Annotated in this window: 29 protein-coding genes; 16 read left to right on the plus strand and 13 right to left on the minus strand. The window is 59.1% G+C overall.

What is annotated here, in order from left to right; all coding sequences use genetic code 11:
* Positions 1-13: 13 nt before the first annotated feature.
* The 6 genes from rsmG to hemE form a co-directional block, all read right to left on the minus strand.
* Positions 14-658 carry a 16S rRNA (guanine(527)-N(7))-methyltransferase RsmG gene (rsmG, locus tag GTW23_RS11545; RefSeq protein WP_152011050.1) on the minus strand — a complete coding sequence of 215 codons (645 nt, stop codon included), beginning with the start codon at positions 656-658 and terminating at the stop codon, positions 14-16.
* Complete coding sequence (mnmG, locus tag GTW23_RS11550) at positions 659-2,530, minus strand: tRNA uridine-5-carboxymethylaminomethyl(34) synthesis enzyme MnmG (RefSeq protein WP_252915881.1); 1,872 nt, start codon at positions 2,528-2,530, stop codon at positions 659-661.
* A 162-nt stretch (positions 2,531-2,692) separates the two neighbouring features.
* Positions 2,693-4,018 carry a tRNA uridine-5-carboxymethylaminomethyl(34) synthesis GTPase MnmE gene (gene mnmE, locus GTW23_RS11555; RefSeq protein ID WP_252915882.1) on the minus strand — a complete coding sequence of 442 codons (1,326 nt, stop codon included), beginning with the start codon at positions 4,016-4,018 and terminating at the stop codon, positions 2,693-2,695.
* A 43-nt stretch (positions 4,019-4,061) separates the two neighbouring features.
* Positions 4,062-5,327, minus strand: a complete 1,266-nt coding sequence (rho, locus tag GTW23_RS11560; protein ID WP_152011047.1) for a transcription termination factor Rho — start codon at positions 5,325-5,327, stop codon at positions 4,062-4,064.
* A gap of 212 nt (positions 5,328-5,539) precedes the next feature.
* Positions 5,540-6,019: a protoporphyrinogen oxidase HemJ gene (gene hemJ / locus GTW23_RS11565; RefSeq protein WP_382266298.1), complete on the minus strand. Its 480-nt coding sequence runs from the start codon at positions 6,017-6,019 to the stop codon at positions 5,540-5,542.
* A gap of 62 nt (positions 6,020-6,081) precedes the next feature.
* Positions 6,082-7,122 carry a uroporphyrinogen decarboxylase gene (gene hemE, locus GTW23_RS11570; RefSeq protein WP_252915884.1) on the minus strand — a complete coding sequence of 347 codons (1,041 nt, stop codon included), beginning with the start codon at positions 7,120-7,122 and terminating at the stop codon, positions 6,082-6,084.
* A 122-nt stretch (positions 7,123-7,244) separates the two neighbouring features.
* On the opposite strand from hemE, the gene GTW23_RS11575 reads away from it, so the two are divergent.
* From GTW23_RS11575 to dnaQ, 6 genes are read left to right on the plus strand one after another with little or no spacing between them, the layout of a single operon-like run.
* A complete protein-coding gene (locus tag GTW23_RS11575) occupies positions 7,245-7,439 on the plus strand; it encodes a hypothetical protein (RefSeq protein WP_252915885.1) in 195 nt (64 codons plus the stop codon).
* Between the two features lie 60 nt (positions 7,440-7,499).
* The gene (locus GTW23_RS11580) at positions 7,500-8,321 is read left to right on the plus strand and encodes a pyruvate, water dikinase regulatory protein (RefSeq protein WP_252915886.1); all 822 of its coding nucleotides are present in this window, start codon (positions 7,500-7,502) and stop codon (positions 8,319-8,321) included.
* Between the two features lie 42 nt (positions 8,322-8,363).
* Positions 8,364-8,957, plus strand: coding sequence for a Maf-like protein (locus tag GTW23_RS11585; protein ID WP_252915887.1), 594 nt, complete (start codon positions 8,364-8,366; stop codon positions 8,955-8,957).
* On the plus strand, positions 8,950-9,807 hold the full coding sequence (locus tag GTW23_RS11590) for a shikimate dehydrogenase (protein WP_252915888.1): 858 nt from the start codon (positions 8,950-8,952) through the stop codon (positions 9,805-9,807). Before GTW23_RS11585 ends, GTW23_RS11590 begins: the two co-directional genes overlap by 8 nt.
* A complete protein-coding gene (coaE, locus tag GTW23_RS11595) occupies positions 9,804-10,400 on the plus strand; it encodes a dephospho-CoA kinase (RefSeq protein WP_252915889.1) in 597 nt (198 codons plus the stop codon). The genes GTW23_RS11590 and coaE overlap by 4 nt, the downstream gene beginning before the upstream one ends.
* A gap of 5 nt (positions 10,401-10,405) precedes the next feature.
* Complete coding sequence (gene dnaQ / locus GTW23_RS11600; protein ID WP_252915890.1) at positions 10,406-11,110, plus strand: DNA polymerase III subunit epsilon; 705 nt, start codon at positions 10,406-10,408, stop codon at positions 11,108-11,110.
* Positions 11,111-11,192: 82 nt separating this feature from the next.
* Here the strand turns inward: dnaQ and secB are convergent, their stop codons facing one another.
* Both secB and GTW23_RS11610 read right to left on the minus strand, forming a co-directional pair.
* Positions 11,193-11,705, minus strand: coding sequence for a protein-export chaperone SecB (gene secB / locus GTW23_RS11605; protein ID WP_152011038.1), 513 nt, complete (start codon positions 11,703-11,705; stop codon positions 11,193-11,195).
* A gap of 81 nt (positions 11,706-11,786) precedes the next feature.
* Entirely contained in the window at positions 11,787-12,323 is a 537-nt protein-coding gene (locus tag GTW23_RS11610) for an FxsA family protein (protein ID WP_252915891.1), read from the minus strand.
* 131 nt (positions 12,324-12,454) lie between these two features.
* Between GTW23_RS11610 and GTW23_RS11615 the strand changes: the two genes are divergently transcribed.
* The 4 genes from GTW23_RS11615 to GTW23_RS11630 are packed head-to-tail and all read left to right on the plus strand — an operon-like array spanning position 12,455 to position 15,249.
* Positions 12,455-13,159, plus strand: a complete 705-nt coding sequence (locus GTW23_RS11615) for a Tim44/TimA family putative adaptor protein (RefSeq protein WP_152011036.1) — start codon at positions 12,455-12,457, stop codon at positions 13,157-13,159.
* Positions 13,159-14,292 (plus strand): murein transglycosylase A, encoded by a 1,134-nt coding sequence (gene mltA, locus GTW23_RS11620; protein WP_252915892.1) that lies wholly within the window; start codon positions 13,159-13,161, stop codon positions 14,290-14,292. Before GTW23_RS11615 ends, mltA begins: the two co-directional genes overlap by 1 nt.
* Positions 14,282-14,833 carry a Smr/MutS family protein gene (locus GTW23_RS11625; protein WP_152011034.1) on the plus strand — a complete coding sequence of 184 codons (552 nt, stop codon included), beginning with the start codon at positions 14,282-14,284 and terminating at the stop codon, positions 14,831-14,833. The genes mltA and GTW23_RS11625 overlap by 11 nt, the downstream gene beginning before the upstream one ends.
* Positions 14,830-15,249 (plus strand): helix-turn-helix domain-containing protein, encoded by a 420-nt coding sequence (locus GTW23_RS11630; protein WP_252915893.1) that lies wholly within the window; start codon positions 14,830-14,832, stop codon positions 15,247-15,249. The genes GTW23_RS11625 and GTW23_RS11630 overlap by 4 nt, the downstream gene beginning before the upstream one ends.
* 36 nt (positions 15,250-15,285) lie before the next feature.
* Here the strand turns inward: GTW23_RS11630 and GTW23_RS11635 are convergent, their stop codons facing one another.
* The 5 genes from GTW23_RS11635 to hslV form a co-directional block, all read right to left on the minus strand.
* Positions 15,286-16,242: a DUF1402 family protein gene (locus tag GTW23_RS11635; protein ID WP_252916313.1), complete on the minus strand. Its 957-nt coding sequence runs from the start codon at positions 16,240-16,242 to the stop codon at positions 15,286-15,288.
* 121 nt (positions 16,243-16,363) lie between these two features.
* Entirely contained in the window at positions 16,364-17,671 is a 1,308-nt protein-coding gene (gene hslU, locus GTW23_RS11640; RefSeq protein WP_152011031.1) for an ATP-dependent protease ATPase subunit HslU, read from the minus strand.
* 7 nt (positions 17,672-17,678) lie between these two features.
* Complete coding sequence (locus GTW23_RS11645) at positions 17,679-18,842, minus strand: hypothetical protein (protein ID WP_252915894.1); 1,164 nt, start codon at positions 18,840-18,842, stop codon at positions 17,679-17,681.
* Positions 18,839-19,408, minus strand: a complete 570-nt coding sequence (locus GTW23_RS11650; protein WP_252915895.1) for a GNAT family N-acetyltransferase — start codon at positions 19,406-19,408, stop codon at positions 18,839-18,841. Before GTW23_RS11650 ends, GTW23_RS11645 begins: the two co-directional genes overlap by 4 nt.
* Positions 19,395-19,955: an ATP-dependent protease subunit HslV gene (hslV, locus tag GTW23_RS11655; protein ID WP_252915896.1), complete on the minus strand. Its 561-nt coding sequence runs from the start codon at positions 19,953-19,955 to the stop codon at positions 19,395-19,397. Before hslV ends, GTW23_RS11650 begins: the two co-directional genes overlap by 14 nt.
* A 200-nt stretch (positions 19,956-20,155) precedes the next feature.
* On the opposite strand from hslV, the gene hisB reads away from it, so the two are divergent.
* From hisB to GTW23_RS11685, 6 genes are all read left to right on the plus strand, one after another.
* Complete coding sequence (gene hisB, locus GTW23_RS11660; RefSeq protein WP_152011028.1) at positions 20,156-20,764, plus strand: imidazoleglycerol-phosphate dehydratase HisB; 609 nt, start codon at positions 20,156-20,158, stop codon at positions 20,762-20,764.
* Positions 20,765-20,799: 35 nt separating this feature from the next.
* Positions 20,800-21,282: a DUF2628 domain-containing protein gene (locus GTW23_RS11665; RefSeq protein WP_152011027.1), complete on the plus strand. Its 483-nt coding sequence runs from the start codon at positions 20,800-20,802 to the stop codon at positions 21,280-21,282.
* A 5-nt stretch (positions 21,283-21,287) separates the two neighbouring features.
* Positions 21,288-21,938, plus strand: a complete 651-nt coding sequence (gene hisH / locus GTW23_RS11670) for an imidazole glycerol phosphate synthase subunit HisH (RefSeq protein WP_252915897.1) — start codon at positions 21,288-21,290, stop codon at positions 21,936-21,938.
* 1 nt (position 21,939) lies between these two features.
* Complete coding sequence (gene hisA / locus GTW23_RS11675; protein WP_252915898.1) at positions 21,940-22,710, plus strand: 1-(5-phosphoribosyl)-5-[(5-phosphoribosylamino)methylideneamino]imidazole-4-carboxamide isomerase; 771 nt, start codon at positions 21,940-21,942, stop codon at positions 22,708-22,710.
* Between the two features lie 103 nt (positions 22,711-22,813).
* Positions 22,814-23,587 (plus strand): imidazole glycerol phosphate synthase subunit HisF, encoded by a 774-nt coding sequence (gene hisF, locus GTW23_RS11680; protein WP_152011024.1) that lies wholly within the window; start codon positions 22,814-22,816, stop codon positions 23,585-23,587.
* Positions 23,588-23,627: 40 nt separating this feature from the next.
* On the plus strand, positions 23,628-23,951 hold the full coding sequence (locus GTW23_RS11685) for a phosphoribosyl-ATP diphosphatase (protein WP_152011023.1): 324 nt from the start codon (positions 23,628-23,630) through the stop codon (positions 23,949-23,951).
* The last annotated feature ends 1 nt before the right edge of the window (position 23,952 follow it).

Below are 23,952 nucleotides of genomic sequence, written 5' to 3' on the forward strand. Positions count from 1 at the left end.
GAGGGTCCGCGGCCTAGTTGCGCTTGGAAAGATTACTGATCTCCAGGATTGCCGATCCATCCTGTGCCAGACTTTGATGTTCTACCAGATCAAAGCACCACAGGTCACGCGCTGATCCGACTTCTCCAAGATAATCCAACCCTTTGTGAAACCACATTTGCACCGAGGGATTGTCCTCCGCATAAGGAGCGGCGTAATCAAGCAAATCGGACAGAGAAGCCAGCGCACGTGCCGAAATCGCATCGATTTTTTCCAGCTTATGCCGCGCATCCTCGATTCGAATCGGATGAACACTGGCCCGAGCGCCAGTTTCAAGAATCACCTGACGCAGAAATGCAGCCTTCTTGTTGTTGCTTTCGACCAGATACACCCAACCTTGCTGATGCTCTGCAAGGCAAATGGCCGTGACCAGACCAGGAAAGCCGGCCCCACTGCCCATGTCGAGCCAACGCATCGATTGTGGCTTCAGCCAATAGAGCTGAAGACTGTCAAGAACATGCCGCTGCCATAGTTCCGGCAGGGTATTCGGCGAAATGAGATTGATCGAAATCTGCCATTTTCGCACGAGGTCCGCATAAAGGCTCAGCTTGTCCCATGTTTCACGTGAAACAAAAGCGGAATCCGGGAAGAAGCCTTTGGAAACATCAAACTGGGTCATTTATCCAATTGCCCTGTCCGTGACGCTACCGGAGTACTTCCGGAGATTCGCCAAAAGAAGTGCTACGGCAGCAGGTGTCATCCCCTCGATCCGTTCCGCATGGCCAACCGATGGTGGGCGAATGCGTTCGAGCTTGGTCTTCAGCTCCTGCGACAGACCGGGAAGATTATCATAGCGAAAATCATCAGGGATTCGTCTTCCCTCTTCGCGCCGGCGCTCTTCGATGTCCTGCGCCTGCCTATCAAGATACACAGCATAGACGGCATCAATGGCAGCAGACTCAAGAACCTTGCGTCCATGCGCGGACAGATCCGGCCAGATATGAAGAATCCGCTCAACGGAGATATCAGGGTAAGATAGCAGCTGAAATGCTGTGCGGCGAATACCGTCCTTGTTCAGGGAAAGTCCAAATTTTTCAGCTTCGCTGGGCGAAAGGCTCAACTGCTTCAGATCCGAAAGACATTTCGCCAACGAATCGAAGTAAGCCGTGAACCTTTCCTGACGATTCGTGGACACACACCCGAGCGCTATTGCCTTGGGTGTAAGACGCAGTTCCGCATTGTCGGCACGCAACGACAGCCGATACTCGGCCCGGGAGGTAAACATCCGATAGGGCTCACTTACACCCTTTGTCGTAAGATCATCAATCATGACCCCTATATAGGAATCCGTCCTGCTGAAAATACAGGAATCCCGCTTTTGAACTTTCAGCGCCGCATTGAGACCGGCAACCAGGCCCTGAGCCCCCGCTTCTTCGTAGCCGGTTGTGCCATTGATCTGCCCGGCCAGAAACAGACCACTGATGCGCCGTGTCTCCAGCGTGTGGCCGAGTTCTCTCGGATCGACATGATCATATTCTATCGCATAGCCCGCCTGAAGAATTCGGACATCCTCAAGCCCTGGAATTGTCCGGAGAAACGATTCCTGCACATCCTCAGGCAACGAAGTGGATATCCCGTTGGGATACACGGTTGAATCGTCTAGGCCTTCGGGTTCGAGGAAAATCTGGTGACCATCTCTTTCACCGAACCTGACGATCTTGTCCTCGATCGACGGGCAATAGCGTGGGCCGACGCCTTCGATCTGACCCGAATACATGGCTGACCGATGTATGTTGTCCTGGATGATCCGGTGGGTTTCAGGCGTAGTCCGCGTGATACCGCACCTGATCTGGCGTACTTCGATCCGATCGGTAAGAAAAGAAAAGGGGATGGGCTCGGCATCGGCTTCCTGCCACTCGACACGATCCCAGTTTATGGTGTTACCGTCGAGCCGTGCCGGTGTGCCCGTCTTCAGCCTTCCGAGTTGAAACCCTGACCTTTCCAGTGTCCCCGACAAGCCTACAGACGGATCTTCGTTCATTCTGCCGGCAGGTATCTTCCGATCGCCAATGTGAATGAGGCCGCGGAGAAAGGTTCCGGTGGTCAGAACAACCGCACCGCAATCGATCAGCCGTCCGTCCTTGAGCAAAACACCTTCGATTCCGTCCTCGTTCATCTTGAGGTCTTCCGCCTCGCCCTCGATGATGTCGAGATTGGGTATAGCGTCCAGCAATCCCCGGATCGCTTCCCTGTAGAGCTTCCGGTCAGCCTGTGTTCTCGGACCCCATACGGCCGGTCCCTTGCGGCGGTTCAGCATGCGGAACTGAATACCTGATTGGTCAGCGGCAAGGCCCATGAGGCCATCCATGGCATCGATCTCTCGAACAAGATGACCCTTCCCAAGACCACCGATGGCCGGATTGCAAGACATGGTGCCAATCGTGTCTCGCCGATGAGTCACCAGCGCGGTCTTCACTCCAAGACGTGCAGCGGCAGCGGCAGCCTCGCTGCCTGCATGGCCTCCGCCAATCACAACTACATCGTACTTCATAGAATGCCTCCAGGAGACGGTGTTCTTGGTCAGCCAAAGCCGAAAGTCAAGGCACATCGTTTCACGTGAAACGTACACGATGCTCGCTGAGCTGGCTGTTGTTGGGGTCAGTGTTTCACGTGAATCACAGGCATGGCCCAGTAATGCACTGTTCCACGTGAATCATTTGCCTACACAGAATTCCGAAAAAATAACGCCGAGCAGATCTTCAACATCGACCTTGCCGGTAATGCGGCCCAAGGCGGTTGCCGCGTTCCGCAGATACTCGGATCGGACTTCAATTGGCAGATTCCGACCTATTACTGCCTTTTCTGCCTCGGCGACGCAGGTCTTGAGATATTGAACATGCCTATCTCTCGTGGGCAGTGCTTCACCTGCCCCCGGATGGTTCTGGCCGATCCGGTTCTTTATTTCCTTCATCAGAAAATCAATGCCGGATCCCGTCTTGGCAGATATGGACAGGACTTCGGAGGCTGTTGTCCCAAATTCCAACTGGCGTAAATCCGACTTTGTCAACAGAAGCAGACTGTTTGGGCTTACACCGGCTGTCGCGCCAACGGCAGTATCAACAGCTGTGGCATCTCTCAGCTCGAGCACCAAATCCGCCTCTTCCGCGGCCCTCAGACTTCGCCTTATGCCCTCGAGTTCAATCTGGTCCTCCGAAGACCGAATGCCAGCGGTATCCTGAACCAGGACAAGATGCCCGCCAATATCCAGGCGAACCTCGACAATATCCCGTGTGGTACCCGCAATATCGGATACTATGGCGACATCGCGTTGGGCCAGCGCGTTCAACAATGACGATTTGCCGGCGTTCGGCGGACCTATCAGGGCTATCCTGAATCCATCCCTGACAATTTCCCCCACCCTTGCCCTGGACAAGTGCTGCTTCATCTCGTCAAGCAGAGCCTGCATCTCTGGCCATATCCGGTCTGAAACCGCGCCCGGAATGTCGTCTTCATCTGAAAAATCGAGTTCGGCTTCCACCATCGCCCGGGCATGTGTCATCTTGTGCGCCCAGCCGGAATAAAGTGAACCCAGAACACCTTCTGCCTGGCCCATAGCCTGTTTCCGCTGTGCCTCGGTTTCTGCCCGGATGAGATCGGACAGTCCTTCGACTGCCGTCAGATCCATTCGGCCGTTCTCGAAAGCCCGCTTGGTGAATTCACCAGCTTCTGCATGACGTAGACCGGGTAAATCCGACAGGCGAGAGAGCACCGCGGATATCGACGCCCGTCCGCCATGGATCTGCAGTTCAGCGACATCTTCACCGGTAAACGAATGCGGCGATGGAAAAAACAGGCTGAGTCCGTGATCGAGAACCTGACCCGAGGCATCACGCAACTTGGCAAGTCGTGCCATACGGGGTTGCGGTACTTCTCCGACGATTGTTTCGAGTACGAATCGAACTTGCGGCCCCGAAACCCGTATGATTGCAACCCCGGCCGGCGGAGCGCCTGAGGACAGGGCGAATATTGTATCCCGCATATTCGTACCGGTTTCGAACCAAATCGGAGGTTTGTGAGATTCGTCAGGTATTCATGGAATCGAAGAAGTCGCTGTTGGTCTTGGTCTGCTTCAGCTTGTCGATCAGGAACTCGATAGCGTCGGTGGTGCCCATCGGTGCCAGGATGCGGCGCAGCACGAAAATCTTCTGAAGATCCTGTTTCGGCACCAGCAGGTCTTCTTTGCGGGTACCGGATTTGAGAATATCCATTGACGGGAATATTCTCTTGTCTGCAACCTTGCGGTCCAAAACGATTTCAGAGTTGCCGGTACCCTTGAATTCTTCAAAGATGACTTCGTCCATGCGCGACCCGGTGTCGATCAACGCGGTCGCAATGATGGTCAGTGACCCGCCTTCCTCGATGTTTCGCGCTGCACCGAAGAACCTCTTCGGGCGCTGCAGCGCATTTGCATCCACACCGCCGGTCAGCACCTTGCCCGATGAAGGAACAACTGTGTTGTAGGCGCGGCCAAGGCGTGTGATCGAATCCAGCAGGATGATCACGTCACGGCCGTGCTCGACAAGCCGCTTGGCCTTCTCGATGACCATCTCCGCCACCTGAACGTGGCGCACAGCCGGTTCGTCGAACGTGGAGGCCACCACCTCGCCCTTGACCGAGCGCTGCATGTCCGTGACTTCTTCCGGACGTTCGTCGATCAACAGAACGATCAGGTAGCAATCGGGATGGTTGGCTGTAATTGAATGGGCGATGTTCTGCAGGAGAACCGTTTTACCTGTGCGCGGCGGTGCAACAATCAGCCCACGCTGGCCCTTGCCGAGCGGTGCGACCAGGTCGATTACGCGCGCCGAGATATCCTTGGTCGTGGGATTGTCGATTTCCATCTTGAACCGCTCATCCGGATAAAGCGGCGTGAGATTGTCAAAATGAACCTTGTGACGGATCTTTTCGGGATCCTCGAAATTGATCGTGTTGACCTTCAACAGGGCAAAATAGCGCTCGCCCTCCTTCGGACCCCGAATCGGACCTTCAACGGTATCGCCGGTCTTCAGCGAGAACCGACGAATCTGCGATGGCGAGATGTAGATATCATCCGGCCCCGGAAGGTAGTTCGCATTGGCCGAGCGCATGAAACCAAAGCCGTCCTGCAGAACCTCGACCACGCCTTCGCCGATGATTTCGACTTCCTGTGCAGCCAGCTGCTTGAGGATCGCAAACATCAATTCCTGCTTGCGCATCACACCAGCATTTTCGACCTCGACCGATTCTGCAAACGCCAGAAGATCGGTAGGAGTTTTGTTCTTGAGCTCTTGAAGCTTCATTTCCTGCATGGGAAATCCAAATTTCGACATTGAAGATATGGGAAGTGGCGGGCATTCACGATCCGGCCTGTGCAGGCCGGCCAGACTGGTACTGGCGCCCACCATAGAAGGTGTTGATTGCTAAATAGCGATTCACGTGAAACGTCGCAAGCCCTGTCCGCGCATATTCTCTCGCGCTTGGGCAGTGACGGATGCTCCGGCCAAACCCTGGCCCTGCACAGTCAGGCGAAGGGCTTGATGATCACCATGATCACCACGAGGATCATCAGCACCGTCGGGATTTCATTGGCCATCCGCCATTGGCGTGCCGTCATGGTGTTCTGCCCGGCCGCAAACCGCCGTGCCGACCGGCTGAGAAAGACGTGAAACGCAGTCAGACCGACAACGGCCACGATCTTGATCCAAAGCCAGGTACCCATGAAGCTGAACCCGTCCCATGCCAGCCACAGACCCACGACCCAGGACACCATCATGGCCGGGTTCATGATCACCTTGACCAGACGCTGCTCCATGACAACGAATGTGGTCGAGGGCTCGCTCCCGGCCGCAGCGTCGGCATGATAGACAAAAAGCCGCGGCAGGTAGAACAACCCGACCATCCATGAAATGACAGCGACGATGTGCAGAACCTTGAGCCAGCCATAAAGCCAGTCCGGCTGGAACCACCAGGCAGCCAGTGCGGCCAGAACCACCACGGCAATGCTGAGATAGGCCTTGGTGCGGGCCTTGCTGCCTTCGGCCTGGCTTGTAGCGCGTTGCTCGTTCACCGGCCTGCGGCGCCCCGGATCCGGTTCATCAACCGGGTGACGTTCTCGGGATCGGCTTGCGGCGTGATTCCATGGCCCAGATTGAAGATCAGCGGACCTTTGCCAAGCGTATCGAGCACTTCGTCGATGCCTTCATCCAGCGCAGTGCCGCCTGCCACCATGCGCAGCGGATCAAGATTACCCTGCACAGCACCACCCTGCTGGATCTGCCGCGCCAGCTTGGACGGCACCGTCCAGTCGAGACCGACACAATCGACGCCGGTGGCAGCCCGATAGGTTTCCAGAAGTGCGCCAGCTCCCTTGGCAAATCCGATGATCGGAACCCCCGGGCGTTCACGGCGGATCCGGTCGACCATGTGTTTCACCGGACCGATCGAATAGCGCGCAAAATCCGTTTCCGACAGCACTCCCGCCCAGGAGTCGAAGATCTGGACCGCATCCGCCCCAGCATCGATCTGCGCGATCAGGTAATCGGCCGACATATCCGACAGCAATGTGAGAAGGGACATGAAGGCTTCCGGATGCTGCATGGCAAACAATCGCGCCGGCGCCTGGTCAGGCGTCCCATGCCCGGCGATCATGTAGGTCGCCACCGTCCAGGGAGCCCCGCAGAAACCGAGTAGCGTCGTCTCGGCTGGCAGTTCCGCTCTCAGCCTGCGCACCGTCTCATAGACCGGCGCAAGGTGCGTGTGAATGTTCGAGGCATCAAGCGATGCAATGGCTTCCGGTGCAATCGGATCCATCAATGGCCCCGTGCCTTCGACAAACCGTACATTCCGGTCAAGCGCATCAGGAATGACAAGAATGTCGGAAAACAGGATGGCGGCATCAAAACCAAACCGTCTGATCGGTTGCAAGGTGACCTCGACAGCCAGGTCCGGTGTGTAGCAAAGGTCGAGAAAGCCCTTGGCCTTCGATCTGGTTGCTCGATACTCCGGCAGATATCTCCCTGCCTGCCGCATCAGCCACACCGGTGGAGGGAAGACGCTTTCACCGCCCAGCACCTTCATGACTTTACGATCACCGGTTTTTGTCATCCACCACTTCCCTTAAATAAATCCTTATTGAAAAGGATTCTGATTCTTAGACTCTGTGTTTTACGGGGATTCGCCGTTATCCACACTTCATCCACAGCTTGTCCATATAAGCAAGGACGGCCTTGAAGGCCAATCCGATTTCGAATTCAGATTTGCCGGAGACGGATTCGCCGCGTGATTCCAATCCCCTGCACGATACTTCGAATTTCCTTAACGCCGATGCCGGCACATTTTTCCCTGTTGTTCAACTCACCCCTGCCGAAACTCTCCCGGAGATCGCCATTGTGGACAAACTGGTGGTTTATCCCTTGCAATGAGAAGCCCCGGCGACCTACTTCGGACTTGTCCCGGTTTATCAACACCCTGCGGAGAATATTGTGGAGCAGACCAAAAACTATTTCCATCTGCATTTGATCTCCGATTCGACCGGCGAAACGCTGATGGCCGCAGGCCGGGCTGCCGCCGCCCAGTTCCAGGGGGCCCAGGCGCTCGAGCATGTCTACCCGCTGATCCGCACCCGCAAACAGTTGTTCGCGGTCCTCGATGCCATAGATGGTGCTCCGGGAATCGTCCTCTACACCATCGTAGACACCGAACTGGCATCGATCATTGAGCTCAAATGCCGGGACATGGGGCTTCCCAGCGTGTCGGTGCTGGAGCCGGTGATCAATGTCTTCCAGTCCTATCTTGGTGCGCCCTCCCGCCGTCGTGTCGGCGCCCAGCACGATATGGGAGAGGAATACTTCAAACGCATCGATGCGCTGAATTTCACCCTGGACCATGACGACGGCCAGCTGCCGGCCGATTTCAACGAGGCGGATCTGGTCATTCTCGGGATCAGCCGGACCTCGAAGACGCCGACGAGCATCTACCTCGCCAACCGCGGTATCAAGACAGCCAATATCCCGATCGTCCATGGCGTTCCGCTACCCCAAGACCTGATCAAGGCGACAAGGCCTGTCGTTGTCGGGCTCATTGCTTCCGTCGACAGGATCGCACAGGTCCGTCAAAACCGGATTCTCGGCGCAACCACCGGATATCAGGGCGAGCACTACACCGACCGCTCCCTGATCAGCGAAGAACTCAAATACGCCAGATCCCTGTGCGAGCGGCACGGCTGGCCGGTCATAGATGTGACCCGGCGGTCTATCGAGGAGACCGCAGCGGCCATTCTTGCCTTGCGCCCGAAGTGGCGTTAACCCCCTTTGGGTCCGCGACCCGCTTCGACAAAGGAGACCTCCATGCCGCCGCGCCTCGTTCTTGCTTCGGCGAGCCCATTTCGAAAGACCCTTCTCGAAAACGCCGGGCTCCATTTTGATGCCGAACCTGCGCAGATAGATGAACGGGCGGTCGAGGACACCATCGAAGGCCTGGATCCGGACGATGTGGCATTGATCCTGGCTGAGGCCAAGGCACAGGATGTATCGGGCCGCCACCCCGGCGCCCTCGTGATCGGCTCCGACCAGACCCTGTCGCTGGGAGGCGACATCTTCCACAAGCCCGCAAGCATGGATGAAGCCCGCCGCCGGCTTCTCAAGCTTTCGGGCAAGACCCACGAACTCAACAGCGCCATCGTGCTGGCAAGGGACGGCGAAACACTCTGGCGCCACATGTCGATCGCGCAGATGACCATGCGTGATCTGGATCCCGGCTTCGTCGGGCGTCACCTGGCCAATGTCGGAGACAGGGCGCTTTCCTCGGTCGGTGCCTACCAGTTTGAAGGTGAAGGCATCCAGTTGTTCGAGCGGATCGAGGGCGACTATTTTGCCATCATTGGTCTGCCGCTTCTGCCGCTCCTGGCAAAGCTCAGGGATCTGGAAGCCATTGATGGCTGAGTCTGAAAGCAATCCAACCCGTGCTTTCGTCATCGGGCATCCGATCGGTCATTCCCGCTCTCCGCTGATCCATGGATACTGGCTCAGGCTGGCCGGTCTTCCGGGCAGTTACCAGCCTGTCGAGGTGGCACCGGCCGAGCTGCCTGTCTTCATTCGTGCCTTGAAGGATGGATCTTCCGGTTTTGCCGGCGGCAATGTGACCATCCCCCACAAGGAAGCTGTTCTGGATCTTGTCGATGAGGCTGATCCCGTCGCCCGGGAGATCGGAGCCGCAAACACGCTTTGGTGCGAGAACGGGCGGGTCATGGCCACGAATACCGATTCGCACGGGTTTTCCGCCAATCTCGATCATCAGGCATCCGGATGGGATACGGGACGGACTGCGGTGATCCTGGGTGCCGGCGGAGCAAGCCGCGCCATCATTCATGCGCTGCTGTCGCGCGGCTTCAGCACAGTTCATGTCGTCAACCGCACCGAGACAAGAGCCCGTGCTCTGGTCGAAGCATTTGGCCCCCGACTTCAAGCCCACGCCATGGCAGAGCTTCCAGTTCTTCTTCGCGGGGCAGACCTGTTCGTCAACACAACATCTCTCGGCATGGACGGAAACGCGGTGCCGGAGATTGATTTCACCGTCATGAACCCGCAGGCGCTGGTCACCGATATCGTCTATGTTCCGCTCGAAACGCCAATCCTGGCCATGGCAAGGCGGCAGGGTCTGAAAACGGTCGACGGGTTGGGAATGCTGCTTCACCAGGCAGCGCCCGGTTTCGAGAAGTGGTTCGGAACACGACCGGAGGTTACGCCGGACTTGCGCCGGCTGATCATTGCCGACATGGAGGCGCACACATGATCATCATCGGCCTGACCGGCTCGATCGGCATGGGAAAATCGACCACCTCCGAGATGTTCAAATCACTCGGAGTTCCAGTCATCAGCGCCGACGAGATCGTCCATGATCTCTACAGTGCCGAGGCCGCCCCCCTCATCGAGGCGGCCTTTCCCGGCACGACAACCGGCGGGGTGGTCGATCGCCAGGCTCTTTCCGCGAAGCTGATGGCGGCGCCAGAGGGTTTTGCCCGTCTTGAGGCGATCATCCATCCGCTGGTGCGCGCGCGCGAAAAACAGTTTGTCGACGAGGCCGCAGACCGGGGCGAAACCCTGGTGCTCCTTGACATTCCACTGCTCTTTGAAACCGGATCGACTGACCGCGTCGACACAGTCATTGTCGTCAGTTGTGCGCCGGAGATCCAGCGCCAGCGGGTCATGGCCAGACCGGACATGACCGCGGAGAAATTCGAGGCAATATTGTCAAGGCAGACCCCGGACGCCGAAAAACGAGCCCGCGCCGATTACGTGATCGACACCGGTCAGGGTCTGGAAGCAGCCCGGGCACAGGTCAACGATATTGTTGCCGAGCTTACTGCTGCCAGCAAGAAAGGGTGAAGACCATGCGCGAGATCATCTTCGACACCGAAACCACCGGACTGGAAGACCAGGCTGACAGGATCATCGAAATCGGCTGTATCGAACTCGAGAACCAGTTCCCGACAGGGCGAACACTGCATCTCTTCATCAATCCCGATGGCCGCAAGGTACATCCCGATGCCCTCGCAGTTCATGGCATCACCGATGCCTTTCTGGCCGACAAGCCGCTTTTTGCGGATGTCGCGGACGAAATCCTCTCGTTCTTTGAAGGAGCGCGCTATGTGGCCCACAATGCCTCCTTCGACATCGGCTTTATCAATGCCGAGTATCAGAGGGTGGGGATTCCCGCGGTCGCCCCGGACATGGTGATCGATACGCTCTCACTCGCCCGCCGCCGTCATCCGATGGGCCCCAACAGCCTCGATGCGCTCTGTCGTCGCTATGGCATCGACAATTCGCACCGGACCAAGCACGGGGCACTTCTGGATGCCGAACTGCTGACTGACGTCTATATCGAGATGCTGGGGGGCCGGCAGGCGGCTCTCGGCCTGTCCGCCAAAGACACTAATACCGTAGAGAGAAAGACTGACGAAGAGGTGGTGGCGATCGGCCAACGCCCGCGGCCGCTTGCCCCACGTCTGACGGACACAGATCTTCAGGCCCATTCGGCGCTGGTCGAGCGCATCGGCGAGAGTGCCTTGTGGCGACGGGTGTCAGGCGACGCCTGATCCTGCAGAACCATGTCGGCATGAAAAAAGCCGCCCGGAGGCGGCTTTGTTTTTGATGGTGGCCGGTATGTGGCCCGTTGTCTCAGTTGGCCTTGTTGGCAACCTGTGCCTTGGCGTTTTCTTCCGCCATGCGCTGCTGGAACATCTGTGCAAAGTCGATCGGATCGACCAGGAGCGGCGGAAACCCGCCATTGCGGGTGGCATCGGCCACGATCTGGCGCGCGAACGGGAACAGCATCCGCGGGCATTCGATGAACAACAGCGGCAGCATGTGTTCCTGCGGGAAATTGGCAACCCGGAAGACACCGCCATAGGTCAGCTCGACATTGAACAGCACGGCTTCGCCGCTCTTGGCCTCGGCGTTCATGGTCAGCACAACGTCGAATTCGGTTTCGCTCAACGGGTTGGCATTGACGTTGACGTTGATGTTGATGTCGGGAGCTTTTTCGCGTGGACCGAGCGACTTCGGTGCGCCCGGATTTTCAAACGACAGATCCTTGATGTATTGGGCCAGGATGTTCAGGGTCGGAGCCTGTCCGTTTCCCTGTGCTTCCGTTGCTGCTGCGCCGCCTTTGCCGGTAGTATCTTTTGCCATCTGGCTCTTCCCTGTTTTTCATCCGCGAGTGCGGTAATCCGGTAAATTGTTCGGCATTGGGCTAGCATTTCGCCACAGGGCTTACAACCCGTTTGAGCCGTCCCTGTCCGGCTTGCCGGGCCTCGACAAGCGATCGGTCTCCTCGGACCATGGCGATGACGGATCCGGATGGCGCTGGAACTCGTCCTCGTCAAGATCGACGACACCGTCTGCTTTCCGGGGTCTTCTGGCTCTGCTGTCAAAGCCGGCCGACATGCTCTGGACCACGATCCGGTCTTTCACCGAACGCCAGACGAGATCGCGAATGCCGGGGACGAAAAGCAGAAAGCCCAGCGAATCGGTCACGAAGCCGGGGGTCAGCAGCAGCACGCCGGCGATCAGGATCATCACCCCATGGACCAGTTCACGTCCGGGAACACGATTTGCGCGCAATTCCGTGTTGATTCTGTTGAACAGGCCGACGCCCTGCCAGCGGAGCAGAAGGCTGCCGATAATTGCCGTCAGAAGCACCATGCCAAGTGTAGCCCACACCCCGATCTGCCCGCCGATGACGACAAAGGCGGCAATCTCGGCCAGTGGCACCACGAGCAGCAGAAACGGGATCAGGGAGAAGCGCATGAGGTTTGTCCGAAGCAGAAAACGGCCTGATTGTTCAGCCGATGACAAATAGAATGGCGTGACCCTTTGATTGATGGGCCTGAGGGGATTATATGCATCCTGATTGATGATGTAACCGAAAGAAGGCGGGAATGGGTTCCTTTGATTTTGTGACGTTCTTCTTTTTTGTGGCGGCTGTGATCATATTCATCCAGCTCCGCTCGGTGCTGGGCAAGCGAACCGGCCACGAGCGTCCGCCGCAGGATCAGATGGCCCGCCGTGATGAGGCCAGTGCGTCCGAAGGGCTGGACGATCCGAAAGTTGTAACATTGCCGCGGCGTGGCCGGGAGAACGCCGAGCCGGACATGTTCGGCGCGGTTGATGCTTACGCCGAACCGGGAACCGAACTGAACGCGGGCTTGCGCGAAGTGGTTACCGCTGATCCTTCCTTCGCGCCGAAGGATTTTGTCGGCGGCGCCACTACAGCTTACGAGATGATCGTGACAGCCTATGCGGACGGTGACCGCAAGACCCTTAAGGGGCTGCTGTCACGTGAGGTCTATGAAGGCTTTGTCGCCGCCATAGAGGATCGTGAAGCCCGCGGCGAAACGGTCCGTTCCAATTTCGTTGGCATAGACAAGGCCGCAATCATTCAGGCCGAGATGAAGGGTACGGAAGCCAACATCACGCTGCGAATCATCAGCCAGCTGATCTCGGCGACGCTCGACAAGGACGGCGAAGTCATCGATGGCGATCTCGTCGAGGTGGCCGACGTCAATGATGTCTGGACCTTCGCCCGCGACACACGGTCGCGCGATCCCAACTGGCGTTTGATTGCGACGGAAGCCGATCAGTAATGGGACTGTCGCTTGACCGGGAAGACTTCTCGACCCTTCCCGGTTGGGCGGATGACAGTCAGGCAGCGGCATTCGCAGCCTTCCGCCGCTCGGCTGAGCATGCAACACAAACCAGACCCTATAGCACCGGTTCACTTGGTCTCTGCCATTCCGATTTCGCGCCTGCCTATGCAGCAGCACTTTCGATCACCAACTCTGAATCCGGCTATCCATCCGATTCCGAAGCACGCTCCTTCTTTGAAACCTGGTTCCGCCCGGTTGAGATCAGGCTCGAGCATCCGGACGGATTGGTCACTGGCTATTATGAGCCGCAGGTGGCGGTCAGTGATGCCCCAGAATCCGGCTATCGATATCCTTTCCTTCGCAAACCCGGCAAGCTGATCAAGGTACCGGACCCGGACAATCCGCCTGCCGGTATCCCCCGGGGCCATGCTTTCATGATCGCGGATGCGGACGGGATGAAATGCTGTCCCGACCGGCAAGCCATCGAATCCGGCGCCTTTGCCGGCGAAGGGCTCGAGATCGCCTGGGCGAAATCCAGTGTCGATGTGTTCTTTGCCCATATCCAGGGCTGCGCCCGGCTGAACTACGCCGATGGCAGGGTCGAGCGGATCACTTATGCCGCCAAGAGCGGCCATCCCTTTACGGGCATAGGCGGCTTGCTGGTCGAGCGCGGTGCCGTCCCTGCCGACACGGTGTCGATGGCTTCAATCCGACAATGGCTCGCCGACAACCCGTCGCTGGCACAAGCGTTGATGTGGGAGAACCGGTCGTTCATCTTCTTTGAGAAGGCGGACGTCGAAAACCCTTATCTCGGACCGGTCGCCGCCGCCAAGGTCCCGCTTGAGCCAGGCCGGTCTCTCGCGGTGGATCGCCGCATTCACACGTTCGGAACCCCGATCTTCGTCTCCGCAACCGGTTTGCAGGATTTTGACGAGCCGCGGCCATTCGCCCGGCTGATGATCGCCCAGGACACCGGCACCGCGATTGTAGGGCCGGTACGCGGCGATCTGTTTGCCGGATGCGGATCTGCTGCCGGTGACAAAGCAGGATCAATCAAGGCTGTTGCCCGGTTTGTCATTCTTGCACCGGCCGGGTCGGAAATCGCACGGCAGGCCGGCCATGAGCAGTGACAAGTCCAGGCTGAGCCACGAGGATCGTATCATCTGGGCCAGGATCGCACGCACGGTCGAGGCCTTTCCCGGCAAGGAAATCGTGGAGGAAGACTGGTTTGCGGTCGAGGCACCACCATCCGTGGCGCCACCCACACCTGAGAGGCCGGCGAAACAGGTGGATTCCTCTAACCCCCGCTCGCCGACGCCCCGTCAGCAGCCGCATCCGATCGAAAAACCCGTTATCCGCAAGCTGGCTCGCGGCCGCCTGCCCATCGATGGCCGCATCGATCTGCATGGCCTGACTCAGAGCGAAGCCCACAACCTGCTGTTTGGCTTTCTCGCGCGTGCCCACGAAAGAGGTCTTCGCCATGTGCTTGTCATCACCGGCAAGGGCGCTTCCCGCGGCAGCGAAGGCGCTCTCAAACGGGCGGTTCCGGTGTGGTTGAGCAAGCCGGAGTTCCGTTTCCTGATCTCAGGCCATGAAGAAGCCGCCAGAAGTCACGGCGGCGAAGGTGCGCTCTACATTCGCCTGCGCCGCGAAAAGGGCATCGCACGATGACGCCCTTTGGTCAGGCTGTGCGGCGATTGCGTGCCGAACGCGGCATCACCCAGCGCCAGATGGCAAAGGCGATCGGTGTCTCGCCGGCCTATCTGTCAGCTCTGGAACATGGAAATCGCTCCGAGCCGAGTTGGGAATTCGTTCAGCGAGTGATCGGATACTTCAACATTATCTGGGACGAAGCCGAGGAATTGCAGATGCTCGCCGGCCTGTCCAGGCCCCGGGTAAGCATCAACACCTCGGGCCTTGATCCCAAGGCCACCGAAGTTGCCAACAAGCTGGCGGCGGTTATCGACAGGCTGGATGTGGCGACACTTGAACGGATCGAGGCGCTCATGGACGGCGCCGGGCTCTCCAGCGAAGGGCGCAACGATGGAGCAAACCAGATCGTGGCAAAAGACAGGCATCGCCGCTAGAACCGGATGGATTGCGACGCAATCGATCCGCTGCATTCAGCGTTCGATGATTTCCCGCAGCTCGTCTTCGTGTTCGTTGACCAGCCAGCCATAGTAGTTTTCGCTTGGCGGCCTGGGCCTGAGGCCGCGTTTCTTTCGCTTTTCATTGTCAGCGGCCAGGGCAAGCGCCCTGCGCGACACGTTGCCGAGATTGTAGAGCGTTGCAGTCAGTCCGGGGTTTCCGGAGATGTCATAGCCGGTAATATCCCGGTAGATGTCGATCGAGTCCGCGATCGAGGCCGCCATGTAAGCGAGCGTCGAATCCGGCTCCATGATTGCCTTGTAGACGTCGGAAGCCTTGCCGGCGTCGAGTTTCCTCAAACGCGAGACCTTGTTGACCCGGTCGGTATGCATCAATGCGGTCAGCGGGTTGAGCTGACCCAGGCCGAAGGTCTGCCCGGCATAGAACGGCTGGAAGAAAACTGCGCCGAATCGATCGTCGGGATAGGATTTCCCGTCAACCTTCTTGCCGCGGTAGGCCTTTTCCCAGACCTCCTCGCGGCAGGTCCAGAGTTCGAGTGATCCGGAATTCTCGTCACAGTCCTCGAATTCGGGCCGCGCTACGAAGTCCAGCACGCTTTCACCACCATGTTCGAAGCGAAACCGTTCACCGGCATAGGAGACTGCCTTGATGTAATAGGTTTGGAGCCGGTCATAAGCATCGACATTGTAGGTGTGCTCGCCGACCAGCGCGCCGACGATATGGATTGGGTCGATCTTGTAGGCTTTCGATACCGACCGGATTTTCCGGCGCAACCGGTCATCATCGGCGATCAGGTCGCGGATCTTCTCGTACTTCGCGTCAAAGGTCGACTTGGTTGCCTGTGTGCGGCGTTTCGAGGCCCCGGGCACGTCCGGCTGCTGGGCGTTGCGGTTTCCCTTGGGAACCAGTTCGGCGGAATAGACCTGTGGCACAACGGCAAAGCTCATGGTGAATGCGATTGCTGTCGCCATCACTGTGTTGAGCTGCCAGCTGGGCACGATCATTCTCCTCTCCGGTACGTAACCTGATCTCGGCGCAAACGCGTTTACAGAATTACATATTGCTTCAAGCGCGGATTGGAAGATTCGCGGTTCAGAGAATAAAACGCGACAGATCCGTATTCTGCGCCAGGTCGCCGACATGTTCCCGGACATAGTCTGAATCAATCGTGATTGTCGAGCCCGGCTGGTCGGGCGCGGTAAAAGAAATCTCGTCGAGAACCCGTTCCATGACCGTCTGCAACCGCCGCGCACCGATGTTCTCGATACTCGCATTCAGATGCACCGCAACCTCTGCCAGGGCGTCGATGGCGTCCTCGGTGAATTCCAGCGTCAGGTCCTCGGTTGCCATCAAGGCCACATACTGTTTGATCAAACTGGCTTCGGTCTCTGTCAGGATCCGGCGGAAATCGTCCTTGCCGAGCGCCCTCAACTCGACCCGGATCGGCAGGCGGCCCTGCAGTTCCGGCAAAAGGTCCGACGGCTTTGAGACATGGAACGCGCCCGACGCGATAAACAAAATGTGATCGGTCTTCACCGGCCCGTACTTTGTTGCCACCGTCGTGCCTTCCACCAGCGGCAGCAGATCGCGCTGCACGCCTTCGCGGGAAACGCCTGCCCCCATTCCGCCCTCGCGGGATGCAATCTTGTCGATTTCATCGATGAACACGATGCCGTCATCTTGCGCGGACTTCAGGGCCTCCTGGTGGACCTGCTCCATGTCCAGCAGCTTGTCGGACTCGTCATTCAGAAGCGAATCGTGGGATTCCCGAACCGTCGTCTTGATCTTGCGCGTGCGTCCACCCATCGCCTTGCCGAACAGGTCGCCGAGGTTGAGAACGCCGACATTTGCGCCCTGCATGCCAGGCAGTTCGAATTGCGGCATGCCGGACGAGCTGTCGGCCACTTCGATCTCGATTTCCTTGTCGTCCAGCAGCCCGTCCCGCAGCTTCTTGCGGAAAGACTCGCGCGTCGCCGGAGAGGCCGTGGCGCCGACCAGGGCGTCAAGAACACGTTCTTCCGCATTCTGTTTCGCCTTGGCCTGGACTTCCTCGCGTTTGCGCTCGCGCACCAGCGAGATACCGACTTCCACCAGGTCACGGATGATCTGCTCGACGTCGCGGCCGACATAGCCGACCTCGGTGAACTTGGTTGCTTCCACCTTGACAAAGGGAGCGCCTGCCAGCTTCGCCAGCCGACGCGAGATCTCGGTCTTGCCGACACCGGTCGGTCCGATCATCAGGATGTTCTTCGGCATCACCTCTTCGCGCAACAGCCCTTCGAGCTTCTGCCGCCGCCAGCGGTTCCTGAGCGCGATGGCGACAGCCCGCTTGGCATCCTTCTGACCGATGATGAAGCGGTCGAGTTCGGTGACGGTTTCACGTGGGGAGAAATTGCTCATGTCGGAATCATGCCTTTATCGGGGGAAGTCTCTCGAGGAGCGATGTGGGAAGCAGAGGACGGATAATCAAGCGCCGGATCCTCTGCCAACCGGCTCCAAACAGGATGACGATGGCGCCGATGGTCAACAAAATCAGCGCAAAAGGCGGAATGCCGGTGGTGTTGGCAGCACTGTTGACCAGGTAGTAGATCCCGACGGAACCGAAATACGCGAGCGTTGGCGCAAGCAGCGAGCGACGGTCGATGGCGAGCGCCACCAGCACAAAGCCAGCGATCATCAGGCCGAGCATGACGCTGGCGCTCATTCCCGGTTCTATCCGGCCGGAAAGCACGTCCTGTCCCGTGGCGAGGATGAACAGCGGGTGCACCAGCAACGGCGCCGAAACCACATGCAGCCAGAAGGCGCAGTCCGACCAGACCGTCTGCCGTTCGCGATCGTGCAGATCGAGAAAAACCGCTACCGCGAAAACCACGAACCCGCAAACCAGCGGAATGCTCAGGGCGTTTGAAACCACCTGCGCCAGTTGGTCCGGTGCCGGCGCCGCTATGCTGCCGTTGATCATCTGCTCGTAGTAGACCAGAACGGCGGCCAGAAAGGCGAGACCGGTCGCGGCAATCGCGACAATGGCTGCAAGCACCGGAACCTTGAAGCGCATGAAATAGACGGCCGAAGCCGCGATCAGACCGCCCGCCAGGATAAGCCCGATCGGCAGCGCATCGTCTCTCAGCGCCAGCAGGGAGAACGCGTTGATCGCTCCCGGCAGGCTGAATTGCTGACCGACGAAATCGATCAGCAGGGTCAGGACCGCCGCACTGAACACCAGCGCCAGCAAGGTGCTCGAAAGCCGCATCCGCTTCTGCCGCGTGACGATTTCGGCAACGACCCAGCTTCCTGCAGCGAGCAGCGCAGCCAGCAGCATGCTGTCCGGCGGCAGTACGGCCTGAAGTGCAAATAGCGCGCCTGAAAACAGCAGCACGATACCGACGGTGACGAAGATGTCATTTCCGCCGCCGACCAGCCGCATCTGGTCATCGACCGACAACCGGTCGGACGTGGGGCCCAGTGCTACAGAAGGCCCGGCGCTGGCCGCGAGGTCCAGAAGTGCCGTTCGCTGTGCCGCATCGAGGATGCCGGCGGAGACCGCACGATCAAGTGTTGCTTTGTCAATCATGGGGTGGTCTCGCTGGTTTTCCGGGCGGTCTCGGGCATCTGTACCATGATCAGTACGGGAGTGTCGGTGCCATCCAGTGATTCACGTGAAACAAGCAGCGGCCTGAACCCGGCCTTCTCGTAGGCGCGAATTGCACGCTTGTTGGCAACGTCGGGATCGATGACGATCGTGCCGTGGCCTTCCGCGCGGAGCCCCTCGGTGAATGCCTTCAGCACGGCCGAACCCAGACCCTGCGACAGTCTTGCCGCATCACCGATACTCATGTCGACGCCAATGCTGTCCGCAGGGACTTGCGCCAGCCAAGGCGCGTTGGTCAACCAGGGTTCTTCCAGATGATCGCCGACAAACCAGTACTGAATATAGCCTGCGGGCATTCCATCGACCATGAACAAGAACGGACGCGTTGTGTCCCGGTCCTCGACCATGTCGCGGATATAGCCGATTTCGGCTTCGGGTTCGCCCCACCAGTCACGCCAGTGCGGCGTCTTCAGCCAGTCTTCCAGCAATGCATAGTCATCCGGCGTGACAGTCCGGAAGCCGATTCTGCCGGCTTCAATTGAGCTCAAGGGTTTCGATCACGATATTCGAATTGGTGTAGACGCAGATGTCCCCCGCGATCTCCATGGAGCGCCGCGCAATCTCCTCGGCGCTCTTCTCGCTGTCCATCAGCGCCCGCGCGGCGGCGTAGGCATAGTTGCCGCCCGAGCCGATCGCCATGGTGCCGTGTTCGGGCTCCAGCACATCGCCATTGCCGGTGATCGCCAGCGTCACCGTCTTGTCGGCCACCAGCATCATCGCCTCGAGTCTTCTGAGGTAGCGGTCGGTGCGCCAGTCCTTGGCAAGTTCCACCGCGGCCCGGGTCAGCTGGTCGGGATATTGCTCGAGCTTGGCCTCGAGCCGTTCCAGAAGCGTGAAGGCGTCGGCCGTGGCCCCGGCAAAACCGGCGATCACATTGTTGTCCTTGCCAATGCGGCGGACCTTTCGCGCATTGCCTTTCATCACCGTCTGGCCAAGGCTGACCTGGCCATCTCCGGCCATCACCACCTGCGAACCCTTGCGCACGGTAATGATTGTGGTTGCGTGCATGTCGCCGAAGGGGTTGTGCTCGCCCATGTGGCATCCTTTCCTGGAGGCGGCCCGTCCGGCCGCACTATGATGATGTCAGTCCTATGTAAGTGCCCGGGGAACGAATGCAAATCCGCCTTTGCGCCTTCTTCAGCCGCGCCCTGCATTTCGCAATCGCGAAAGCCGTTCTGGATATTTGCATTGCAGGCTGATAATGAGCGCATCATCATAGCGTTCGGAGACGACCGATGGCCAACACCGAGACCGCGCGCAGCGCTTCCGTTGCCCGCAAGACCAACGAAACCGACATATCCGTATCCCTGTCCGTGGACGGCAATGGAACCGGGTCGATTCATACCGGTGTTGGTTTTTTTGATCACATGCTCGAGCAGCTGTCGCGCCATTCGCTGATCGATATGGAGATCAAGGCCAAGGGCGATCTGCACATCGACGATCACCATACGGTCGAGGACACCGGCATCGCCATCGGCCAGGCGCTGGCCAAAGCGCTGGGCGACCGCAAGGGCATCAATCGCTACGCGTCGCTTGACCTGGCCATGGATGAGACGCTGACGCGCGCCGCCATCGACATTTCCGGTCGGCCGTTTCTGGTCTGGGACGTGACCTTCACCTCGCCCAAGATCGGCACCTTTGACACCGAACTGGTTCGCGAGTTCTTCCAGGCGCTGGCCCAGCATGGCGGCATCACGCTGCATGTCAGCAATCTTTATGGCGCCAACAACCATCACATTGCCGAGACCTGCTTCAAGGCAGTCGCGCGCGTGTTGCGCGTGGCATGCGAGGTTGATCCGCGGCAGAAGGACCGGATTCCTTCCACCAAGGGGTCGCTGGCCTGAGCCTGTTTCGGCCTGGCTGATCGGAGAAAACCGCAATGACCGCCTATCTTGTTCTGGCAAGTCCCGGTGCACAGATACCCGACGAGCGTTCGGTGGTGATCGCCGATCGCTTTGCACCATGGGCGCTGATAGCGCCTGTTATCTGGCTTCTGTTCAACCGGTTGTGGATTGAGGCTTTTGCGGCTTTCCTGGTCATGGTCGTGGCGGCCTACCTTGCCGGCTCTGCCGGTCAGCCCGCTCTGGGGATCGGCCTCGATATGGCGCTTTCGCTGATAACAGCGCTTGAAGGCCGCAACTGGCGGGCGGCAGCACTCCAGCGCCGCGGCTGGCGTCTGGTAGACGTGATTGAAACCGATGATGCTGAAGTGGCCTTCGAAATCCATGCAGCGCAAGCCGCAGCCGATCAGGGATCTGCAATGCCGGCAAGCGTCAAACCGGCTCTTCCCTCATGGAAACCGGCTCGTCAGGCCGGCAGGGAAACCGGCTCCATCGGTCTTGTGCCGGTTGAAAGGAACTGAACCTGATGCAGGTTGTCATAGTCGATTACGGGTCGGGCAATCTGCGCTCGGCGCTCAAGGCTTTCGAACGCGCGGCCCGCGAAGCCGGCGTTGCAGCCACTGTCACGCTCAGTGCTGATGCGGATCATGTCGCCAGCGCCGACAGGGTCGTGCTTCCCGGTGTCGGCGCCTACGCCGATTGCCGTGCCGGGCTCGATGCGATTGACGGCATGAACGCGGCTTTGCGCCACGCGGTCGAGGACAAGGCACGGCCTTTCCTGGGGATCTGCGTCGGCATGCAGCTCATGTCGACCCGCGGATTGGAAAAGACGGTGACCGAAGGCTTCGACTGGATCCCGGGTGACGTGGTCGAAATCAAGCCTTCGAATCCGGCTTTGAAAATCCCGCAGATCGGCTGGAACACGCTCGATCTGAAAACGCCCCACCCGCTCTTCGACGGCATTCCGACCGGCCCCGATGGGCTGCACGCCTATTTCGTTCACTCCTATCAATTGGCGGCGAACAACCCGCAGGACGTGATTGCCGTGACCGATTACGGCGGACCGGTGACCGCTGCTGTCGCGCGCGGCAACAAGGCCGGCACCCAGTTCCACCCGGAAAAGAGCCAGGCACTCGGCCTTGCGCTGATCGCCAATTTCCTCAAATGGAAGCCCTGACATGATCCTGTTTCCCGCAATCGATCTGAAAGACGGCCAGTGCGTCCGGCTCAAGCTGGGTGAAATGGACTCGGCGACAGTTTACAATGAAGATCCTGCCGCCCAGGCGCGCGCCTTCGAGGAGCAGGGTTTCGAATGGCTGCACGTGGTCGATCTCAACGGCGCCTTCGAAGGCCAGTCGGTCAACGGTGCTGCGGTCGAGGCCATTCTGAAGGCGACGAAGAATCCGGTGCAGCTCGGTGGTGGCATTCGCACCCTGGCCCACATCGAGGCCTGGCTCGACAAGGGTCTGGCCCGTGTGATCCTCGGCACCATTGCCGTCCGTGATCCCGAGCTGGTGCGTGAGGCCTGCAGATTGTTTCCAGGCAAGGTCGCCGTTGGCATCGATGCCAAGGGCGGCAAGGTTGCCGTCGAGGGCTGGGCCGAAGCCTCCGAGCTCGGCGTCATCGAACTGGCGCAGCGATTTGAAGGGGCCGGCGTTGCCGCCATCATCTACACCGACATCGACCGCGATGGCGTCCTGACCGGCATCAACTGGGAATCGACCATAGAGCTGGCCGGTGCCGTTTCGATTCCGGTTATCGCCTCGGGCGGTCTCGCCTCGATCGCCGACATTGTGCGCATGAAAATGCCCGATGCCGCGCGCCTGGAAGGCGCCATATCGGGCCGTGCCCTCTATGACGGCCGCATCGACCCGGCAGAGGCGCTGGGCATCCTCGGCGGCACGCTGACCGTAGAGCCGGCAAAGTTTGAAGAGGAAGACCGCTCGTGACCCTAAAATCCCGTGTCATTCCCTGTCTGGATGTGAAGGACGGCCCGCGCGCCGCGCAGCGGCTTTGCCGCGAGGACGCGCAATCCGGAAAGGCGGATGTCCGATGCTGAAATCCCGCGTCATCCCCTGTCTGGATGTGAAGGACGGCCGAGTCGTCAAGGGTGTCAATTTCGTCGACCTGATCGATGCCGGCGATCCGGTGGAGGCCGCCCAGGCCTATGATGCGGCGGGCGCCGACGAGCTCTGCTTCCTCGACATCACCGCGTCGTCCGACGATCGCGACACCATTTTCGACGTTGTCGCCCAGACGGCGGAGCATTGCTTCATGCCGCTCACTGTTGGCGGCGGCATTCGCACCGTGGCAGACATACGCAAACTGCTGCTGTCGGGCGCCGACAAGGTTTCGATCAACTCGGCTGCGGTCAAAAACCCCGATTTCGTCGCCGAAGCAGCCGACAAGTTCGGCAACCAGTGCATCGTCGTTTCCATCGATTCCAAGAAGGTCTCGGCGCCTGGTGAGGCCGATCGCTGGGAGATCTTCACCCATGGCGGCCGTGAGCCGACCGGGATAGATGCCGTCGCCTTCGCCGAGAAGATGGTGGAGCGCGGCGCCGGCGAGCTTCTGCTCACCTCGATGGACCGCGACGGAACCAAAGCCGGCTATGATATTGCGCTGACCCGCACCATTGCCGATGCTGTTCGTGTGCCTGTCATCGCCTCCGGTGGGGTGGGCAATCTGGAGCACCTGGTCGAGGGCATCCGTGACGGCCATGCCACCGCCGTGCTCGCAGCCTCGATTTTCCACTTCGGAACCTATACGATCTCCGAAGCCAAGCAGTATATGGCCGATGCCGGGCTCGACATGCGCCTGAACTAGGCTTGCCTGCCGGGACAATGCGCCAGGAGACACATCCGCAATGAGCAGTTTCACCCTCGCCGATCTTGAACGGATAGTCTCCGAACGGTCACTGGCTGATCCCGCAAACTCCTGGACGGCGAAACTGGTTGCGGCCGGCATGCCGAAAGCTGCCAAGAAGCTGGGCGAGGAGGCGGTCGAGACCGTTATCGCTGCAACTGCGCAAGGCCGTGATGAACTGGTCAGCGAAACGGCTGATCTTCTGTATCACCTCATGGTCGTGCTAAAGGTAGCAGATGTACCTCTTGGCGAGGTGATGGCGGAGCTTGAAGGCCGGACCGTACAGTCAGGCCTTAGCGAGAAGGCAAGCCGCACGGCGGAGTGAA

Source organism: Parahoeflea alexandrii, from assembly GCF_024105735.1.
Classification (GTDB): domain Bacteria; phylum Pseudomonadota; class Alphaproteobacteria; order Rhizobiales; family Rhizobiaceae; genus Hoeflea; species Hoeflea alexandrii.

Excerpts from the sequence above, each read along its gene's own strand:
- rsmG (WP_152011050.1), bottom strand. The coding sequence starts at position 658 with ATGACCCAGTTTGATGTTTCCAAAGGCTTCTTCCCGGATTCCGCTTTT.
- mnmG (WP_252915881.1), bottom strand. The coding sequence starts at position 2,530 with ATGAAGTACGATGTAGTTGTGATTGGCGGAGGCCATGCAGGCAGCGAG.
- mnmE (WP_252915882.1), bottom strand. The coding sequence starts at position 4,018 with ATGCGGGATACAATATTCGCCCTGTCCTCAGGCGCTCCGCCGGCCGGG.
- rho (WP_152011047.1), bottom strand. The coding sequence starts at position 5,327 with ATGCAGGAAATGAAGCTTCAAGAGCTCAAGAACAAAACTCCTACCGAT.
- hemE (WP_252915884.1), bottom strand. The coding sequence starts at position 7,122 with ATGACAAAAACCGGTGATCGTAAAGTCATGAAGGTGCTGGGCGGTGAA.
- GTW23_RS11585 (WP_252915887.1), top strand. The coding sequence starts at position 8,364 with ATGCCGCCGCGCCTCGTTCTTGCTTCGGCGAGCCCATTTCGAAAGACC.
- GTW23_RS11590 (WP_252915888.1), top strand. The coding sequence starts at position 8,950 with ATGGCTGAGTCTGAAAGCAATCCAACCCGTGCTTTCGTCATCGGGCAT.
- coaE (WP_252915889.1), top strand. The coding sequence starts at position 9,804 with ATGATCATCATCGGCCTGACCGGCTCGATCGGCATGGGAAAATCGACC.
- dnaQ (WP_252915890.1), top strand. The coding sequence starts at position 10,406 with ATGCGCGAGATCATCTTCGACACCGAAACCACCGGACTGGAAGACCAG.
- secB (WP_152011038.1), bottom strand. The coding sequence starts at position 11,705 with ATGGCAAAAGATACTACCGGCAAAGGCGGCGCAGCAGCAACGGAAGCA.
- GTW23_RS11610 (WP_252915891.1), bottom strand. The coding sequence starts at position 12,323 with ATGCGCTTCTCCCTGATCCCGTTTCTGCTGCTCGTGGTGCCACTGGCC.
- GTW23_RS11615 (WP_152011036.1), top strand. The coding sequence starts at position 12,455 with ATGGGTTCCTTTGATTTTGTGACGTTCTTCTTTTTTGTGGCGGCTGTG.
- mltA (WP_252915892.1), top strand. The coding sequence starts at position 13,159 with ATGGGACTGTCGCTTGACCGGGAAGACTTCTCGACCCTTCCCGGTTGG.
- GTW23_RS11625 (WP_152011034.1), top strand. The coding sequence starts at position 14,282 with ATGAGCAGTGACAAGTCCAGGCTGAGCCACGAGGATCGTATCATCTGG.
- GTW23_RS11630 (WP_252915893.1), top strand. The coding sequence starts at position 14,830 with ATGACGCCCTTTGGTCAGGCTGTGCGGCGATTGCGTGCCGAACGCGGC.
- GTW23_RS11635 (WP_252916313.1), bottom strand. The coding sequence starts at position 16,242 with ATGGCGACAGCAATCGCATTCACCATGAGCTTTGCCGTTGTGCCACAG.
- hslU (WP_152011031.1), bottom strand. The coding sequence starts at position 17,671 with ATGAGCAATTTCTCCCCACGTGAAACCGTCACCGAACTCGACCGCTTC.
- GTW23_RS11645 (WP_252915894.1), bottom strand. The coding sequence starts at position 18,842 with ATGATTGACAAAGCAACACTTGATCGTGCGGTCTCCGCCGGCATCCTC.
- hslV (WP_252915896.1), bottom strand. The coding sequence starts at position 19,955 with ATGGGCGAGCACAACCCCTTCGGCGACATGCACGCAACCACAATCATT.
- hisB (WP_152011028.1), top strand. The coding sequence starts at position 20,156 with ATGGCCAACACCGAGACCGCGCGCAGCGCTTCCGTTGCCCGCAAGACC.
- GTW23_RS11665 (WP_152011027.1), top strand. The coding sequence starts at position 20,800 with ATGACCGCCTATCTTGTTCTGGCAAGTCCCGGTGCACAGATACCCGAC.
- hisH (WP_252915897.1), top strand. The coding sequence starts at position 21,288 with ATGCAGGTTGTCATAGTCGATTACGGGTCGGGCAATCTGCGCTCGGCG.
- hisA (WP_252915898.1), top strand. The coding sequence starts at position 21,940 with ATGATCCTGTTTCCCGCAATCGATCTGAAAGACGGCCAGTGCGTCCGG.
- hisF (WP_152011024.1), top strand. The coding sequence starts at position 22,814 with ATGCTGAAATCCCGCGTCATCCCCTGTCTGGATGTGAAGGACGGCCGA.
- GTW23_RS11685 (WP_152011023.1), top strand. The coding sequence starts at position 23,628 with ATGAGCAGTTTCACCCTCGCCGATCTTGAACGGATAGTCTCCGAACGG.